Annotated in this window: 12 protein-coding genes, 8 tRNA genes and 1 rRNA gene; 2 read left to right on the top strand and 19 right to left on the bottom strand. The window is 48.9% G+C overall.

Translation table 11 applies throughout. From position 1 onward, the window contains the following. Position 1 precedes the first annotated feature (1 nt). From hisB to G358_RS0128090, 4 genes are all read right to left on the bottom strand, one after another. Entirely contained in the window at positions 2–613 is a 612-nt protein-coding gene (gene hisB / locus G358_RS0128105) for an imidazoleglycerol-phosphate dehydratase HisB (RefSeq protein ID WP_019640595.1), read from the bottom strand. Beyond that, the gene (gene hisD, locus G358_RS0128100; RefSeq protein ID WP_019640594.1) at positions 600–1,910 is read right to left on the bottom strand and encodes a histidinol dehydrogenase; all 1,311 of its coding nucleotides are present in this window, start codon (positions 1,908–1,910) and stop codon (positions 600–602) included. Before hisD ends, hisB begins: the two co-directional genes overlap by 14 nt. Before the next feature lie 75 nt (positions 1,911–1,985). Continuing rightward, entirely contained in the window at positions 1,986–2,627 is a 642-nt protein-coding gene (hisG, locus tag G358_RS0128095) for an ATP phosphoribosyltransferase (RefSeq protein WP_019640593.1), read from the bottom strand. Between the two features lie 25 nt (positions 2,628–2,652). Then, the gene (locus G358_RS0128090) at positions 2,653–3,855 is read right to left on the bottom strand and encodes an ATP phosphoribosyltransferase regulatory subunit (RefSeq protein WP_019640592.1); all 1,203 of its coding nucleotides are present in this window, start codon (positions 3,853–3,855) and stop codon (positions 2,653–2,655) included. 569 nt (positions 3,856–4,424) lie between these two features. Between G358_RS0128090 and G358_RS0128085 the strand changes: the two genes are divergently transcribed. After that, positions 4,425–4,967 carry a sigma-70 family RNA polymerase sigma factor gene (locus G358_RS0128085; protein WP_019640591.1) on the top strand — a complete coding sequence of 181 codons (543 nt, stop codon included), beginning with the start codon at positions 4,425–4,427 and terminating at the stop codon, positions 4,965–4,967. Further along, the gene (locus G358_RS0128080) at positions 4,945–6,360 is read left to right on the top strand and encodes a DUF4179 domain-containing protein (protein ID WP_019640590.1); all 1,416 of its coding nucleotides are present in this window, start codon (positions 4,945–4,947) and stop codon (positions 6,358–6,360) included. Before G358_RS0128085 ends, G358_RS0128080 begins: the two co-directional genes overlap by 23 nt. Positions 6,361–6,484: 124 nt before the next feature. On the opposite strand, the gene G358_RS0128075 is transcribed toward G358_RS0128080, so the two are convergent. The 15 genes from G358_RS0128075 to G358_RS0128005 form a co-directional block, all read right to left on the bottom strand. Continuing rightward, positions 6,485–6,997 (bottom strand): acyltransferase, encoded by a 513-nt coding sequence (locus tag G358_RS0128075; protein WP_019640589.1) that lies wholly within the window; start codon positions 6,995–6,997, stop codon positions 6,485–6,487. Beyond that, a complete protein-coding gene (gene ppaX, locus G358_RS0128070; protein ID WP_019640588.1) occupies positions 6,994–7,647 on the bottom strand; it encodes a pyrophosphatase PpaX in 654 nt (217 codons plus the stop codon). Before ppaX ends, G358_RS0128075 begins: the two co-directional genes overlap by 4 nt. A gap of 6 nt (positions 7,648–7,653) precedes the next feature. Then, complete coding sequence (lgt, locus tag G358_RS31030) at positions 7,654–8,754, bottom strand: prolipoprotein diacylglyceryl transferase (RefSeq protein ID WP_019640587.1); 1,101 nt, start codon at positions 8,752–8,754, stop codon at positions 7,654–7,656. Positions 8,755–8,765: 11 nt separating this feature from the next. Then, a complete protein-coding gene (gene hprK / locus G358_RS0128060; RefSeq protein ID WP_019640586.1) occupies positions 8,766–9,707 on the bottom strand; it encodes an HPr(Ser) kinase/phosphatase in 942 nt (313 codons plus the stop codon). Positions 9,708–9,920: 213 nt separating this feature from the next. Beyond that, positions 9,921–11,039: an ABC transporter ATP-binding protein gene (locus G358_RS0128055; RefSeq protein ID WP_019640585.1), complete on the bottom strand. Its 1,119-nt coding sequence runs from the start codon at positions 11,037–11,039 to the stop codon at positions 9,921–9,923. Positions 11,040–11,162: 123 nt separating this feature from the next. Next, on the bottom strand, positions 11,163–12,260 hold the full coding sequence (locus G358_RS0128050) for a PucR family transcriptional regulator (protein WP_019640584.1): 1,098 nt from the start codon (positions 12,258–12,260) through the stop codon (positions 11,163–11,165). 280 nt (positions 12,261–12,540) lie between these two features. Beyond that, a tRNA-Lys gene (locus G358_RS0128045) sits at positions 12,541–12,613 on the bottom strand. A 4-nt stretch (positions 12,614–12,617) separates the two neighbouring features. Then, positions 12,618–12,703 (bottom strand) — tRNA-Tyr (locus G358_RS0128040). Between the two features lie 44 nt (positions 12,704–12,747). Then, positions 12,748–12,820, bottom strand: a tRNA-Phe gene (locus G358_RS0128035). 337 nt (positions 12,821–13,157) lie between these two features. Then, positions 13,158–13,234 (bottom strand) — tRNA-Asp (locus G358_RS0128030). A gap of 23 nt (positions 13,235–13,257) precedes the next feature. Next, positions 13,258–13,333: transfer RNA gene (locus tag G358_RS0128025), tRNA-Thr, on the bottom strand. 19 nt (positions 13,334–13,352) lie between these two features. Further along, positions 13,353–13,428: transfer RNA gene (locus G358_RS0128020), tRNA-Val, on the bottom strand. Between the two features lie 9 nt (positions 13,429–13,437). Beyond that, a tRNA-Met gene (locus G358_RS0128015) sits at positions 13,438–13,514 on the bottom strand. 21 nt (positions 13,515–13,535) lie between these two features. Next, a tRNA-Ser gene (locus G358_RS0128010) sits at positions 13,536–13,627 on the bottom strand. A gap of 137 nt (positions 13,628–13,764) precedes the next feature. Beyond that, positions 13,765–13,984: ribosomal RNA gene (locus G358_RS0128005) — 23S ribosomal RNA — on the bottom strand; the annotation flags it as partial.

The following is a 13,984-nucleotide window of genomic DNA, read 5'->3' as shown; positions in this document are numbered from 1 at the left end:
GTTAGAGCACTCCCTTCGTTGACGGAACGCCGCTTACGCGCGGATCAATGCTTGTCGCTTCATCAATGGCACGCCCCAGCGCCTTGAACACGGCTTCGATCATATGGTGCGTATTTTGTCCGTAATGCACGATAACGTGCAGCGTCACGCGCGCCTCTAGCGCCAGCTTCCACAAAAACTCGTGTACGAGCTCAACATCAAAGCTGCCTACCCGGCCAGATGGATACTGCGCCCGGTATTCCAAATGCGGGCGATTGCTGCAATCGATCACAACCTGAGCAAGCGCCTCGTCCATTGGCACAAATACGCTCGCATAGCGTTTTATTCCCCTTTTATCCCCTAACGCTTCCCGCAGGCACTGTCCAAGGCAAATGCCGATATCCTCCACTGTATGATGATCGTCAATTTCAATATCGCCATGCGCCTTGACCGTTAAATCGAAATGGCCATGCTTCGTAAACAAGTCGAGCATGTGGTCCAGAAACGGTACATCCGTCTGCAGGGAGGCTTGCCCGCTGCCGTCCACCGCAAATTCCAGCTGAATGTCGGTCTCATTCGTCTTGCGGCTAACGCTCGCTATCCGCTCTTTAGCTTCTTCATTAAATGTTGTCATCTTTTTTCCCTGCCTCTCCTTCTTTACGAATCCGTATTTCGACGGCCCGCGCGTGGCCTTCCAGTCCTTCGCGCCGCGCCAGCTCCATAATCGTCTCACCGTTTGCCAGCAAAGCTTCCTTACTATAATAAATCAGACTCGATTTCTTAATGAAATCGTCCACATCGACCGGGGATGAATAACGTGCCGTGCCATTGGTCGGAATAATATGGTTCGGACCGGCAAAATAATCGCCAACCGGCTCCGAGCTATACGGCCCAAGGAAAATAGCCCCGGCATTTTCTATCCGTCCCAGATATGCCATCGGATTTTCCACAATGAGTTCGAAATGCTCCGGGGCCAGTTGATTAATTACGTCGATCCCCTCTTCGATCGTCTTCACAAGAAGAATGACTCCGTAATTCTCGATCGAAGCGGCAGCGATATCCCGGCGAGGCAGCTCAGCCAATTGGCGCTGCACCTCCTCCCGGCATTCCCTGGCAAAAGCTTCCGATGTCGTCACCAGTACAGCGGATGCCATCTCATCATGCTCAGCCTGCGACAACAGGTCGGCGGCCACATAAGCCGGGTCAGCACTGTCGTCAGCCAGCACAGCAATTTCACTTGGTCCGGCAATGCTGTCGATATCGACCGCGCCATACACTTCCCGCTTCGCTAAGGCCACATAGATGTTGCCAGGCCCGCATATTTTATCGACGGGAGCGATACTCTCGGTGCCATAAGCAAGGGCAGCTACCGCCTGCGCCCCGCCGACCCGGTAAATTTCATGGACGCCGGCTTCCGCGGCGGCAACCAAAATGTACGGATCAATGCCTTCCTGTCCGTTCGTTGCTGGCGGAGTCACCATAACGATCTCCGGTACGCCCGCCACTTGCGCAGGAATCACATTCATCAATACCGAGGAGGGATAAGAGGCCTTGCCGCCGGGGACATATACGCCAACCCGCTTAAGCGGGCGAATGATTTGCCCCAGCATGCTGCCGTCAGGCTGCAGATCCATCCAGGAATTCCGCTTCTGCCTCGAGTGGTAAGCGCGAATGTTCTCCGCTGCTGCAGAAATGGCGGCGACGAAGGAGGGCTCTACCCGGTCATAGGCCGCGCGCAGTTCCTCCTCAGTCACCCGGAGGTCGCCCGCCTTTAGCTTCATACCATCCAACTGTTCCGTATATTTAAGAAGAGCTGCGTCCCCTTCATTTTTTACAGCGCTAACGATTGCTTTAACAATTTCGTTCTGCTCCGCTGAACCGTAATCGACTTCCCGCTTCAACTGAAATTGTCCCGCTGATACAATCCTCATCCCTGACTGCCCCCTATCATCCGCTATCATCTGTTATCATCCGATCTCTTCCAGGCTGATCTATGGCCCGCCCGCTTAACTTCCGATTCCCGTCCCTTGAATGACACGGTTCAAAGCGTCGCATACAGCCTGAATTTCACCATTCTTCATCCGGTAGCTCACTCGATTAGCGACCAGCCGGCTCGTAATATCAAATATGCTCTCCAGCTCAACCAATCCGTTCTCCTTCAGCGTCCGTCCCGTCTCCACCATATCAACGATCCGGTCAGCCAGGCCGATCAGCGGCGCCAGCTCAATCGAGCCGTTCAGCTTGATCACCTCAACCTGTTGGCCTTGCTCACGAAAATATTGGGAAGCTACATTCGGGTACTTGGTAGCCACCCTTTGATGAATACCCGGCTTCCATTCAGGAAGCGCAATGACGGACATCCGGCAGCGGGCGATGCCTAAATCAAGCAGCTCATATACGTCGCGGTTCTCCTCCATCAGCACATCTTTCCCTACAATACCGATGTCGGCGACTCCGTACTCCACATAAGTCGGCACATCGACCGGCTTGGCCATAATGAACTCCATGCCGATTTCCGGCAAAGGTATGACGAGTCTTCGTGATTCATCTACATCAGTAGGTATCGCCAGTCCCGCCTCGCGAAACAATGCAGATGCCTGTTTGTAAATACGCCCCTTTGGCATAGCCACCTTAATAATCTCTCCCAAAGCTGGTCCCTCCTTTCTTGTATCTTTAAAAGCTTACATAGCTGCGAATTTCACCAAACGCAGGTCCTAATGGTCCGCTTCGGATATGATGAGCTGTCGTTTCCGATAACAGGTCATCTATAGTATCCACATGCTTCATCAGTACACTGCGGCCTTCATCGCGTAAACGTGCAGCCTCTGTAAATGCCAGTTTGCGATTTGCGGCATCATACTGCAGCAGGATCGGTAATTGCCGCTCTACCTGAATGCCGTTTACCCCATCCAAAATCCGGTTCGTCTTCAGCGAAAATCCTGTCGCCGGAGCCGGGCGTCCAAACTGCTGGAGCAAATTGTCGTAGCGTCCGCCGCTGCATACCGGAAAGCCAAGTTCGGCAGCATAGCCTTCAAAGGTCATGCCTGTATAATAAGAAAAGTCGCCGATCATGGTCAAATCAATCATGACATGCTGGGCAACCCCATAATCCTCCAACGCATCCCATACCTGCCCCAAATGCGCAACAGATGCCTGCGCAAGCGGATTGCCGCTAAGCTCCAGCGCCTGGCTGCAAATTTCCTTGCCTCCACGCAGCTTAAGCACGCCCTCCAGCTCGTTCCTCTGCACTTCGGACAGGGGCAGCTTTGCGAGTGTCTCCCGGTATCCAACGTAATCCCGGTGCATGAGCACCTCTTTTAAGGTTTCGCGTACTTCCTCGCTATCGGGGACCGCCTCTTCCAGCAGCCCGTTCAAAAAGCCTACATGGCCCAGCGCAATTTTGAAAGTCGTTACACCGGCAGCCTGTAATGAAGACACCGCTAGCGCCACAACCTCCGCATCCGCCTCGGGAGAATCATCCCCAACTAGCTCAACACCGGTCTGAAAAAACTCGGCCTCTTTGCCCGCTTCTTCTTCAATCGCTCGAAATACGTTCGCATGATATGACAGTCTAATCGGCAACGGCTCTTCCTTCAATAAAGAGGAGACCACGCGCGCAATCGGAGCCGGCATATCGGAACGAAGCACCATCGTCGTTCCCCGATTGTTAAGCAGTTTAAACAGCTTCTGGTCTGACGTAGAGCTTGCTACGCCTACCGTATCGTAATATTCCATCGTTGGCGTCATAATTTGACGATATCCCCAGCTGGACATACAATCCAGTACACTACGCTCAATTGCCCGCAGCTTCTCTACCGCAAAAGGCAAATAATCGCGCACACCAGCCGGTTTTTCAAATCCTTTCGGTTTAGACAAGACTTTCACCTCTCAAGCAGATAAACTCTGTTTACTTTATCATATTAAAGTGCTACCATACTACCAAATTAAAGGGTATGGCATATTTTATCATACTTTCTTCCAAACCGTCAACGTACCTTTTTTTGATTCACTAGCTGTTACAACAGCTCAACATTCCTTTAATCTTCTTCATTGCTTCTTCATTGCTTCTTCATTGCTTCTTCGATGCTTCTTCGATGCTTCTTCATTACTTCCTCATTACTTCCTCAATGCCTTTTTAATGCTCTTCAAAATATTTCCCTAAATAGTTCTCGAACTTTCGGTACTTTCAATGATTCTCGATACTTGTATGACATAACTGTATCATATTAAGTTGGGACGGTCATATCCCACGAAACACCGTTTCCCCTCCAATGCCAACTGTTTAACGGACAATCAAATCTCCTATTTTTAAAAAATAAAACCGTTTGCGCCCCTGCGGCGTCTTAACTAATGAATAGTACTTAGTCGCTGCTTTATGACCTGATCAGGTATTGGAGCTAATTGCAGATATAAGACTGAATTAATACATAGGAAGGAGCCCGGAAGTGGAGGAGAAACAATGGGCTGATGCCGCATGCCGAGGAGACGAAGAAGCCTTTCACAAACTGGTGTCTTCTCAGAAGAGAAAAATGTACGGAATTGCCTACAGCTACTTGAATAATGAGGCAGATGCATTGGAAGCGATCCAGGAGACCATCTGCCGGGCCTGGGTCAAGTGCTCGCGTTTGCGGGAACCAGCTGCCTTTGTGCCCTGGCTGATCCGGATTTTAATTAACTGCTGCAACGATGAACTGAAACGCAGGAAAAGAGACATCCCCCATTATATAGAGGCTTCAGCTGCACAGAACAAAATCGAAATGATCAGTGTCCATAAGCTGGATCTGGAGCGGGCCATGCAGCGGTTAAAACCCAAATATCGAAATGTGCTGATGCTGAAATATTATCAGGACATGACCTTAACCGAAATTGCCAGGATTCTCGGTAGTCCTGAGGGTACCGTAAAAACATGGCTGCATCAAGGACTAAAACAGGTGCGAAAACATATTAGCGGAGGAGTTGAGGGATATGCAGGAAAAGCCGAATTATAGACGGGAAGAAGCTCTGCTGGCAGACTATTATAAGCCGTACCAAGCTGCTGCTGAAAATATAGATGAACAGAGGCTAGAAAATGCGATTATTACCGGGATATCGGCCGGGCAGATCCGTAAACAGCGCCTAATCCGCTACCGTCCGTGGAAGTTCGCCGGTGCCCTGCTCGCTTGCTGCCTCATCTTGATCGCCGGCTGGCAGTTGTGGGAGCTGGAGCTGAAGGAAAATGCTATGTTCCACGCTTACCGTGCGGATATACCGGACTATGCATATAACCGAATGACCTCCACACTGAAGGAGGCGGCTCATCATGGCCTGTATCAACCCATCAACAAGACGGTGACACAAGGCGATTATGAAGTAACCCTAAACGGGGTTATCGCCGACCGTTCGACCGTGGTTGTATTTTACACGTCGGTGAATTTACCCGGCAATACACCCATTTACGCGAGCGACGTTAAATTATTTGATCAGCAAGGCACTAGGCTCAACGTCGACATTCAGCATTCTGCAACTGAACCGGAGCCTGGAACCTCCACCAACGTCCAGCACGGCGAATTTACCTTTACTGCACTTGACTTTACTGCACTTGAAGGCTCTATACCCGATAAGTTGAGCTTGACTGCAAACTGGGGGCATCGGCAGGCTTCGAATGAATTACATGAGCTCATTAAAATTCCCTTTCAAATCGATTCCAGCAAGTATGCCGGACTAGAGCAGAGAATTGAAGTTAACAAATCGGCAGCGATCAGTGACTATACATTCACGATTACGGAGGCTATCCTTAACCCTCTGACATCGCGAATTTACCTGCAAATCGATGGACCGGAAGAAAATCTGTATCAATATCTTATCCGGCCGGTGTTATTAACCTCCCGAAATGGTTCTATTCATTCCCTGCCTGTGCAGATGTCCATGACCGGCCCTGATCATCTTATGATGCAGTTCGACAGCATATCCTTCTCGGATTGGGATGAGCTGGCCTTCGGCGCATCTGGCATGGCAGAAGCGCTCGGGCCGGATTTAAAGCTGGTGCTTGATACGGAGAAACAGGATGTTTTGTCTTCTCCTGATAGCCGGGTCAGGCTGATGCGTATTATACAAAATGAAGAGTATATCGATCTACACTTTGAAATGGATTTAGATGATGATGACCGCCGCTTTCTCCGCTTTGAGCTGGATGAAATGTTTACCGATGGCAGCGGAGGGCAGCACTCACTTATTTTGGGCCGCTCCAGCTCCAGCTCCGGTTCGATTGAGACAATCAGCTATAAAATAAAGCCGGATAATTATATCCAGCCGCTTACTTTTAATATTCGCAACTATCCCGGCAGAAAGTTTAACCAGCCCATTCACATTTCATTGCAATCGAAGCTCGTCTCTGGGGATTAATACTTCACCTAAAAACGGAAGTTGTCGCCCTCCATGTCAATCCAAGCGCACCCATTTGTACCCTCATTCGTACCTGAACCAGCAAAGGATCGCCCTCCCGGACGATCCTTTGCTGTACAGTTCTTCATTCATTGTCATGCTCTATAGTTTGCATGGTCTTGGGTCCAATTACCCGCAGCGGGTTACCGCCGACAAATGCTCCTGGAGCTACGTCTTTGTGAACTACGGATCCAGCGGCAACAACCGCCCCGTCTCCAATTGTGACTCCGGGCAAAATCGTCGTGTTCGCTCCAATCATGACTTCATGACCAATGTGAACCTCACCGAGCCGATATTCCTTAATTAAATACTCGTGAGCAAGAATGGTCGTATTATAACCAATGACGGAATTCCGCCCGATCTTAATCAGTTCGGGAAAGAACACATCAACCATCACCATAAGACCAAAGGCGGTATGCTCTCCAACCTCCATGCGAAGAATACGCCGATATATCCAGTTCTTTAATGGAAGCACCGGACAGTATCGGGCAATCTGGATGAAAATAAAATTTTTAACACCCTTCCATGGGCTTACTGTCCGGTACAATTGCCATAAGGCGTTCGGCCCTTCAACTGGATAGCGCTGTACCCTTCTCACTTGTTTTGCAGCTCCCATCCCATTATTCCATATAGATCCGTCATGTCTTGCAGCACGTAATCCGGATTATACTTCTGCAGCTCCTTCGCTCCCTTAAGCGACCACGCCACCGCAGCTGAATGCACCCCGGCAGCTTGGGCCGATTTAATATCAGCCGGGCTGTCCCCGATCATTAACGTCCGCTTCGGATCAGCTTTCAACTGCTCGACGGCTGTAAGCACCGGCTCCGGATGGGGCTTCGGATGGGTAACGTCCTGCACCGTAACGATCGTATCCATGTATTCAAGCAGGTTGAACAATTCAAGAACCCGCATCGTCGAAGGCCTGATCTTCGTCGTAACGATCCCGAGTTTGATTCCTCTTTCCTTCAAAGTAGAGATCACTTCATTTACATGCGGAAATCCTCTGACCATGGTATCGTGATGTATAGTATTGTATGAACGGTAATCGGCAACGTATTCCGTGACGTCCTTCCGGCCGGAAAAAGCTTCAAACTGCTGCTCCAGCGTCATTCCCATAAAAGGGATAATCTGCTCCCGGGTTCGCGGCTGGTTATGCTTGTCCAATACGTGCTGAAAAGACGCAATAATGAGTTCGTTTGTGTCGATAATCGTTCCGTCCAGGTCAAATAAAACCGTGTCTATCCTCAATGTAAGCTACTCCTTTTTCTGTTCCTCATCTTCTGTCGCAGCATCCACACTCTGTTTATCCGCATCCTTATTGAGCGATTCCACATTGTGAGAAACCTTGCTGTCCGAAGTTTTACTTTCTGAAGTCTTGCTGCCTAAAGTCTTATTGTCAGCAACTGCTTTGCTTGAAAGGCTCTCAATCTCCCGTGTCTTGGTCGAAACGATTGGATCGCTATACCGAGGTAAATCAGCAATAGTTCGGCGACGGATGACCACTAGAACGATCGCGATAACAATGATGAGCAAAGCTAATAGTTGAGATATTCGTACATTTCCATAACTCGGGTTCAAATACCCGTGCTCAAAACCAATCCATTGCATTGGCGACCACAATCCGTCTACAAAAGAAGCAAGCCAAGCCGGCCCCTTGAAAGCCAGGCTGTCCGTCCGCAGCGCCTCAATAAAGAAACGGCCGATGGAATACCAAATGAAGTAGGATAAGAACAATTCTCCGGCCCGCAGAAACTTCCGTCTTCTCAGTACGAAGAGCAGCAGCAAACCGACCAGGTTCCATAACGATTCATAGAGAAATGTCGGGTGATGGAAGACGCCATCTATGTTCATCTGATTGACGATGAAAGCCGGCAAGTGCAAATATTCCCTTAAAAAAGCTTCCGTCGTCGGGCCGCCGTAGGCTTCTTGGTTCACGAAGTTCCCCCACCGGCCGATCATTTGGCCAACGAGCAGCGAAGGCGCGCAGATGTCAGCGATGCGCCAGAAGTTATAGCCGCGTCTTCGTACCATAATGACTGCACATATAATAGCACCAATCAACGCACCGTATATAGCTATGCCGCCTTCCCAGATTTTGAAAACATCCCAGAAGTTATCCTTGTATTGATCCCAGGTAAAAGCGACAAAGTAAATTCTTGCGCCGATAATAGCAGATGGAACGCCTAGCAAAAGCAGATCCATAAAAAATTCCTGAGGAATGCCAAAACGCTTTCCCTCTCGAATGGCCAGCAGCAAGCCGACCAAAGCGCCGGTTCCGAGAATCAAACCGTACCAGCGTACAGATATAAAACTCCCGATTGAAAAAAAGACCGGGTCAATTAACAAAGTGCTCATCATTCACGCTCCTAGTCCAAATCGTCGATATCTTCCGCAATCGTCTCGGTGAGCTTCGTCGTAAACTGCAGCGCTGCATTATATCCCATCCGCTTCAAGCGGAAGTTCATAGCAGCTACTTCAATAATAACCGCCAGGTTCCGGCCAGGACGGACCGGAATTGTAGCGAGCGGTACATCCGTATCAATAATTCGCGTTGTCTCCTCGTCCAATCCAAGGCGGTCATACTGCTTCTCCTGCTGCCAGGCCTCGAGCCGAACGACAAGTGAAATCCGCTTATTGTTGCGAATGGCACCTGCGCCAAACAGCGTCATCACATTAATTATGCCGACTCCCCGGATCTCCAACAAATGACGAATAAGTTCGGGTGCGGTGCCGTGCAGCTGATTGTCCGAAGTCTGACGGATTTCTACAGCATCATCCGCAATCAAGCGATGGCCGCGTTTAACTAACTCTAGAGCTGTCTCACTCTTGCCTATACCGCTGGAACCCGTAATAAGCATACCTACCCCATACACGTCTACAAGTACGCCATGGATTGTAGCCGTTGGAGCCAGTTTCCTCTCCAGGAAGCTGGTAATGCGGCTGGACAGAATCGTTGTAGCCATACTGCTTCGTAGAACAGGGATATTCTTAACGGCGCTGATGTCGGCCAGCTCCTGCGGTACTTCCCAGGACCTTGTTACAATAATGCAGGGCGTCTCCTCGCTGGCACACAGTCTCTCCATTCGGTCACGCCGCTCTTCAGCTGGGAGCATTTCGAAGAAGACAAGCTCTGTCTTCCCAAGAATCTGTACCCGCTCTGGCGGATGATAGTCGAAATAGCCGGCCATTTCAAGGCCAGGGCGATACAAGTCATCTACCGTAATCATTCGCTTCAACCCTTGTTCTCCGGACACGACCTCAAGTCCGAACTGGTTGACCAATTCTGATACTTTCACATTTTTAGGCATGGTGTTCTCCTTCTGCAAGCCCGCTCCGCTTTAGATGCACTGCTTCTGAGACAGTCTTGCGCATATGTAAATAGAATCCAGCAGCAATTACATTCAATTCATTGTATTCATCGTAAAGGAAAATACGCCGTAAATCAATTGTAAGGCCTTTCCTATTTAAAAAAACCGCCCACTAGGGGCGGTTTTCATGATCAAGTTATGATCAAGTAACGATTAGTTGTAAAATACGTTTTGCTCTGTTTCTTTATCGAAGATATGAATTTTGTTCATATCGATCGCAAGCTTGACATTGTCTCCTTCACGAGTGTTGGAGCGTCCATCAACACGAGCAATCAGAGGAGCCGTGCTGTTCAAGTACAAGAGCATTTCGTGACCGAGGTTTTCAGTTACGTCTACGCTAGCAGTGAAGACCGTATTAGGCGATCCTTCCAGGAAGATTGGCTCCTCGTGGATGTCTTCAGGACGTATGCCCATGATAACTTCCCTACCGCCTACGTATCCTTTCTCCTTCAGAGTAACTGCTTTACCTTGTGGTACTTCTACTTTCAAGGTATCGGATTGGAAGAATACCGCACCATTCTGCTCTACAATCGTACCGTTGACGAAGTTCATCGTCGGTGAACCGATAAATCCGGCAACGAAAATGTTATTCGGTTGGTTATACAGCTCTTCAGGAGAAGCTGCTTGCTGGATAATACCGTCTTGCATAACAACGATACGGTCACCCATCGTCATGGCCTCTGTTTGGTCATGCGTTACATAAATACAAGTTGTTTCGAGACGTTTAACCAGCTTTGTAATTTCCGCACGCATTTGACCGCGCAGCTTAGCATCCAAGTTGGAAAGCGGTTCGTCCATCAGGAAGACTTGCGGGTCACGAACAATGGCACGTCCCAAGGCAACCCGTTGACGCTGACCACCGGAAAGAGCTTTCGGTTTACGGTCAAGCAAATGTTCGATATCAAGAATTCTCGCTGCTTCACGCACACGCTGATCGATTTCTTCTTTCTTTACTTTACGAAGCTTCAAACCGAACGCCATGTTTTGATAAACGTTCATATGAGGGTACAAAGCGTAAGATTGGAAAACCATCGCAATGTCGCGATCTTTAGGAGCCACATCATTAACAACACGGTCTCCAATGTACAGTTTACCATCGGAAATTTCTTCGAGACCAGCGATCATACGAAGCGTGGTCGATTTTCCGCATCCGGATGGACCAACCAATACGAGAAATTCTTTATCCGCAATATCGAGATTAACGTCAACAACTGTTGGTTTTTCAGCGCCTGGGTATGTTTTATAAATGTGTTCTAAGCGTACGCCTGCCATGAGTTCTGCCTCCTAGAATTAAATTAATATAAAAGCTTTATCCAAATGTAATCGGATTCATTTCGTATCTTTATATTAACCTACTAGAGGAACTGGGCGCTATCCACAAAATGCACAAAAAACCTATCCCCTATTTGTCACTTTATACAATAGCATTCCAAGCTTGACGACAACAGCGTCATGAAAGCTCCGTACGTCCAGCCCTGTTTCCTGTTTATACTTGTCGAGCCGGTACAGCAGCGTATTCCGGTGAATGTACAATCGCTTCGCCGTCTCGCTAACATTACAATCCAATTGAAAAAAAGTTTCCAGCGTCATCAGCGTTTCCTCATCCTGCAACAAGCGGGTTTGGTTGTCCGCATCGTCCATAAATCTTTGGCGCTGAGCTTCGGGGATGCTGTAGACGAACCGCTCCAGACGCAGCTCCCACGGCAGATGGATCTGCTCTGACACATGGAAAATACGTCCGAGTGCCAGTGTTTCCTGCAGCAATAAAGCAGTCGCCACAAGAGACTGAGTTATGTCAACCGGATTCCCCGCCGCCAAATGAAATCCGCCGCCGACCCATTCATTCGTAACGAGTTCGTACATGCCCTGGCATAGAGCGCCGAGCATATCCTGTTCTGTATCCGGTCCTTCTTCATTCTCATCACGCAGATCCACTAGCAATTTCTCCCCAACCAGGACGAACCACTCTTCCTTAAGTGGCAGTATTACAACGTCACCACCAAAATAACTGCGAAGCAGTTTAGTCAGCTTATTATACGAAATGCTCATCGCGGAATGATTTTCCGAACCAAGCAAAAAGGGCAGCATCGTTCCGTGAAGCTTCGATTTCCACGCTAAAGATTCGGGAATACCAGCTCGGTACTCCTTTTGATCCAATTGTTCTTGCACCCAAGTCCCCAACTGCTGGCTGCGATATTCATCATCCTTCTTTACCACAGGCCGCATCGCGGAATCTTCTGCACCCGCCGCAGTTATTAATAGCTCAATCAAGCTGGCTTCCGTCTCCGTCAAATCAGATGTGGCAGCTTCGAGTACTTGAACGGTATCGCTATTCGTTTTCCATAACCAAAGAGAACGATTCGGCAGCACAACCCAACGAACAGGGGCTGCAGCTTCATTTAATTTTTCCCACTCCGCCAATTTCATGCTCGATAAATGGACAGGAGTCTTAATTATGAGTTCCAATTGCTTCTTCAGTAAGTTAATTTCCATAAAACAAGCCTTTCTGGAGCGTTCTGATTTTGGATTATAATCAATATTGTATCATGACCTTGAGCTAATATTAAAATTTACTGTTAATGAATCAAAATAACATCATTGTGTAAAGAGGCAGCTGCTTACAACCTCAGCTCCATAAGCTCTAAAAGACAATTTTACAATCATTCCGGGCGTTCCTTCTTTACGAACCTGTATCGTACATTTGTATATTTCTATATTCATTCCCAAATCAACACAAAAAAGCCGCCAATCCAAAGATTGACGACTTTTAAGATGAGCCATGAAGGACTCGAACCTTCGACACCCTGATTAAAAGTCAGGTGCTCTACCAACTGAGCTAATGGCTCGTACTGGTGGAGGCTGATGGATTCGAACCACCGAACTCGTACGAGAACAGATTTACAGTCTGCTGCGTTTGGCCACTTCGCTAAGCCTCCGTATATTATGGCAACTCAGATCGCATATCTGAGAGCATATAAAGTGGCTCGGGACGGAATCGAACCGCCGACACAAGGATTTTCAGTCCTTTGCTCTACCGACTGAGCTACCGAGCCATATCAATTTTAGTCAAAAAAATAAAGTGGTTAAAGTTTATAACTTTCCCACTTTCTGTGGAAACACTATATTGATTACAGCGAGTCGAACCTTCATCCAAAGATGAAATGGCGGAGCCGACGGGATACTCTACGCTGCGCTCCGAGACTGCGATGTAATGCTAACGAAGCTAATGCTTCGACGAACCCTTGACGGATTCTCATCCCTTATTCAAGGAAGTAGTGATGGAGCCGACGGGATACTCTACGCTGTGCTCCGAGACTGCGATGTAATGCTAACGAAGCTTGTGCTTCGACGAACCCTTGACGGGTTCTCATCCCTTATTCAAGGAAGTAATGGCGGAGCCGACGGGATTCGAACCCGCGGTCTCCTGCGTGACAGGCAGGCATGTTAGGCCTCTACACCACGGCTCCGCAATAACAAGCTCCATAAAAAATGGTGCCGGCGAGAGGACTTGAACCCCCAACCTACTGATTACAAGTCAGTTGCTCTACCAATTGAGCTACACCGGCACAGGAAAATATATAAGTATGGTGGAGGCTAACGGGATCGAACCGCTGACCCTCTGCTTGTAAGGCAGATGCTCTCCCAGCTGAGCTAAGCCTCCGAATAACTATGGTAGCGGCGGAGGGGATCGAACCCCCGACCTCACGGGTATGAACCGTACGCTCTAGCCAGCTGAGCTACGCCGCCAAACCTATATGCTTGTACAAATGGCGGAGAGGGAGGGATTCGAACCCTCGCACCGCTTACGCAGTCTAACCCCTTAGCAGAGGGTCCCCTTATAGCCACTTGGGTACCTCTCCAAGCCACGAATCAAGGAAATTAATCCCTGAAAACTGGATACGAAACTTCATTTGCGTCTGCCCTTCATCTCTTCCGGGCCCCGCCAAAGTAATCGGACTAAGCTTCGTCAGCTTCTCGTCACTTTGGTGGGTAGTATTTGGATAAGCCCTCGACCGATTAGTACCTGTCAGCTCCATACATTGCTGCACTTCCACCTCAGGCCTATCAACCTCGTCGTCTTCAAGGGGTCTTACTAATTGGGAAATCTCATCTTGAGGAGGGCTTCACGCTTAGATGCTTTCAGCGTTTATCCCATCCGCACGTAGCTACCCAGCTATGCTCCTGGCGGAACAACTGGTACACCAGCGGTGCGTCCA

Source organism: Paenibacillus fonticola DSM 21315 (assembly GCF_000381905.1).
GTDB classification, from domain to species: domain Bacteria; phylum Bacillota; class Bacilli; order Paenibacillales; family Paenibacillaceae; genus Fontibacillus; species Fontibacillus fonticola.
This window is presented reverse-complemented; position numbering and strand designations above follow the sequence as displayed.

Excerpts from the sequence above, each read along its gene's own strand:
- G358_RS0128055 (WP_019640585.1), bottom strand. The coding sequence starts at position 11,039 with ATGGCAGGCGTACGCTTAGAACACATTTATAAAACATACCCAGGCGCT.
- hprK (WP_019640586.1), bottom strand. The coding sequence starts at position 9,707 with ATGCCTAAAAATGTGAAAGTATCAGAATTGGTCAACCAGTTCGGACTT.
- lgt (WP_019640587.1), bottom strand. The coding sequence starts at position 8,754 with ATGAGCACTTTGTTAATTGACCCGGTCTTTTTTTCAATCGGGAGTTTT.
- hisD (WP_019640594.1), bottom strand. The coding sequence starts at position 1,910 with ATGAGGATTGTATCAGCGGGACAATTTCAGTTGAAGCGGGAAGTCGAT.
- hisB (WP_019640595.1), bottom strand. The coding sequence starts at position 613 with ATGACAACATTTAATGAAGAAGCTAAAGAGCGGATAGCGAGCGTTAGC.
- G358_RS0128050 (WP_019640584.1), bottom strand. The coding sequence starts at position 12,260 with ATGGAAATTAACTTACTGAAGAAGCAATTGGAACTCATAATTAAGACT.
- G358_RS0128080 (WP_019640590.1), top strand. The coding sequence starts at position 4,945 with ATGCAGGAAAAGCCGAATTATAGACGGGAAGAAGCTCTGCTGGCAGAC.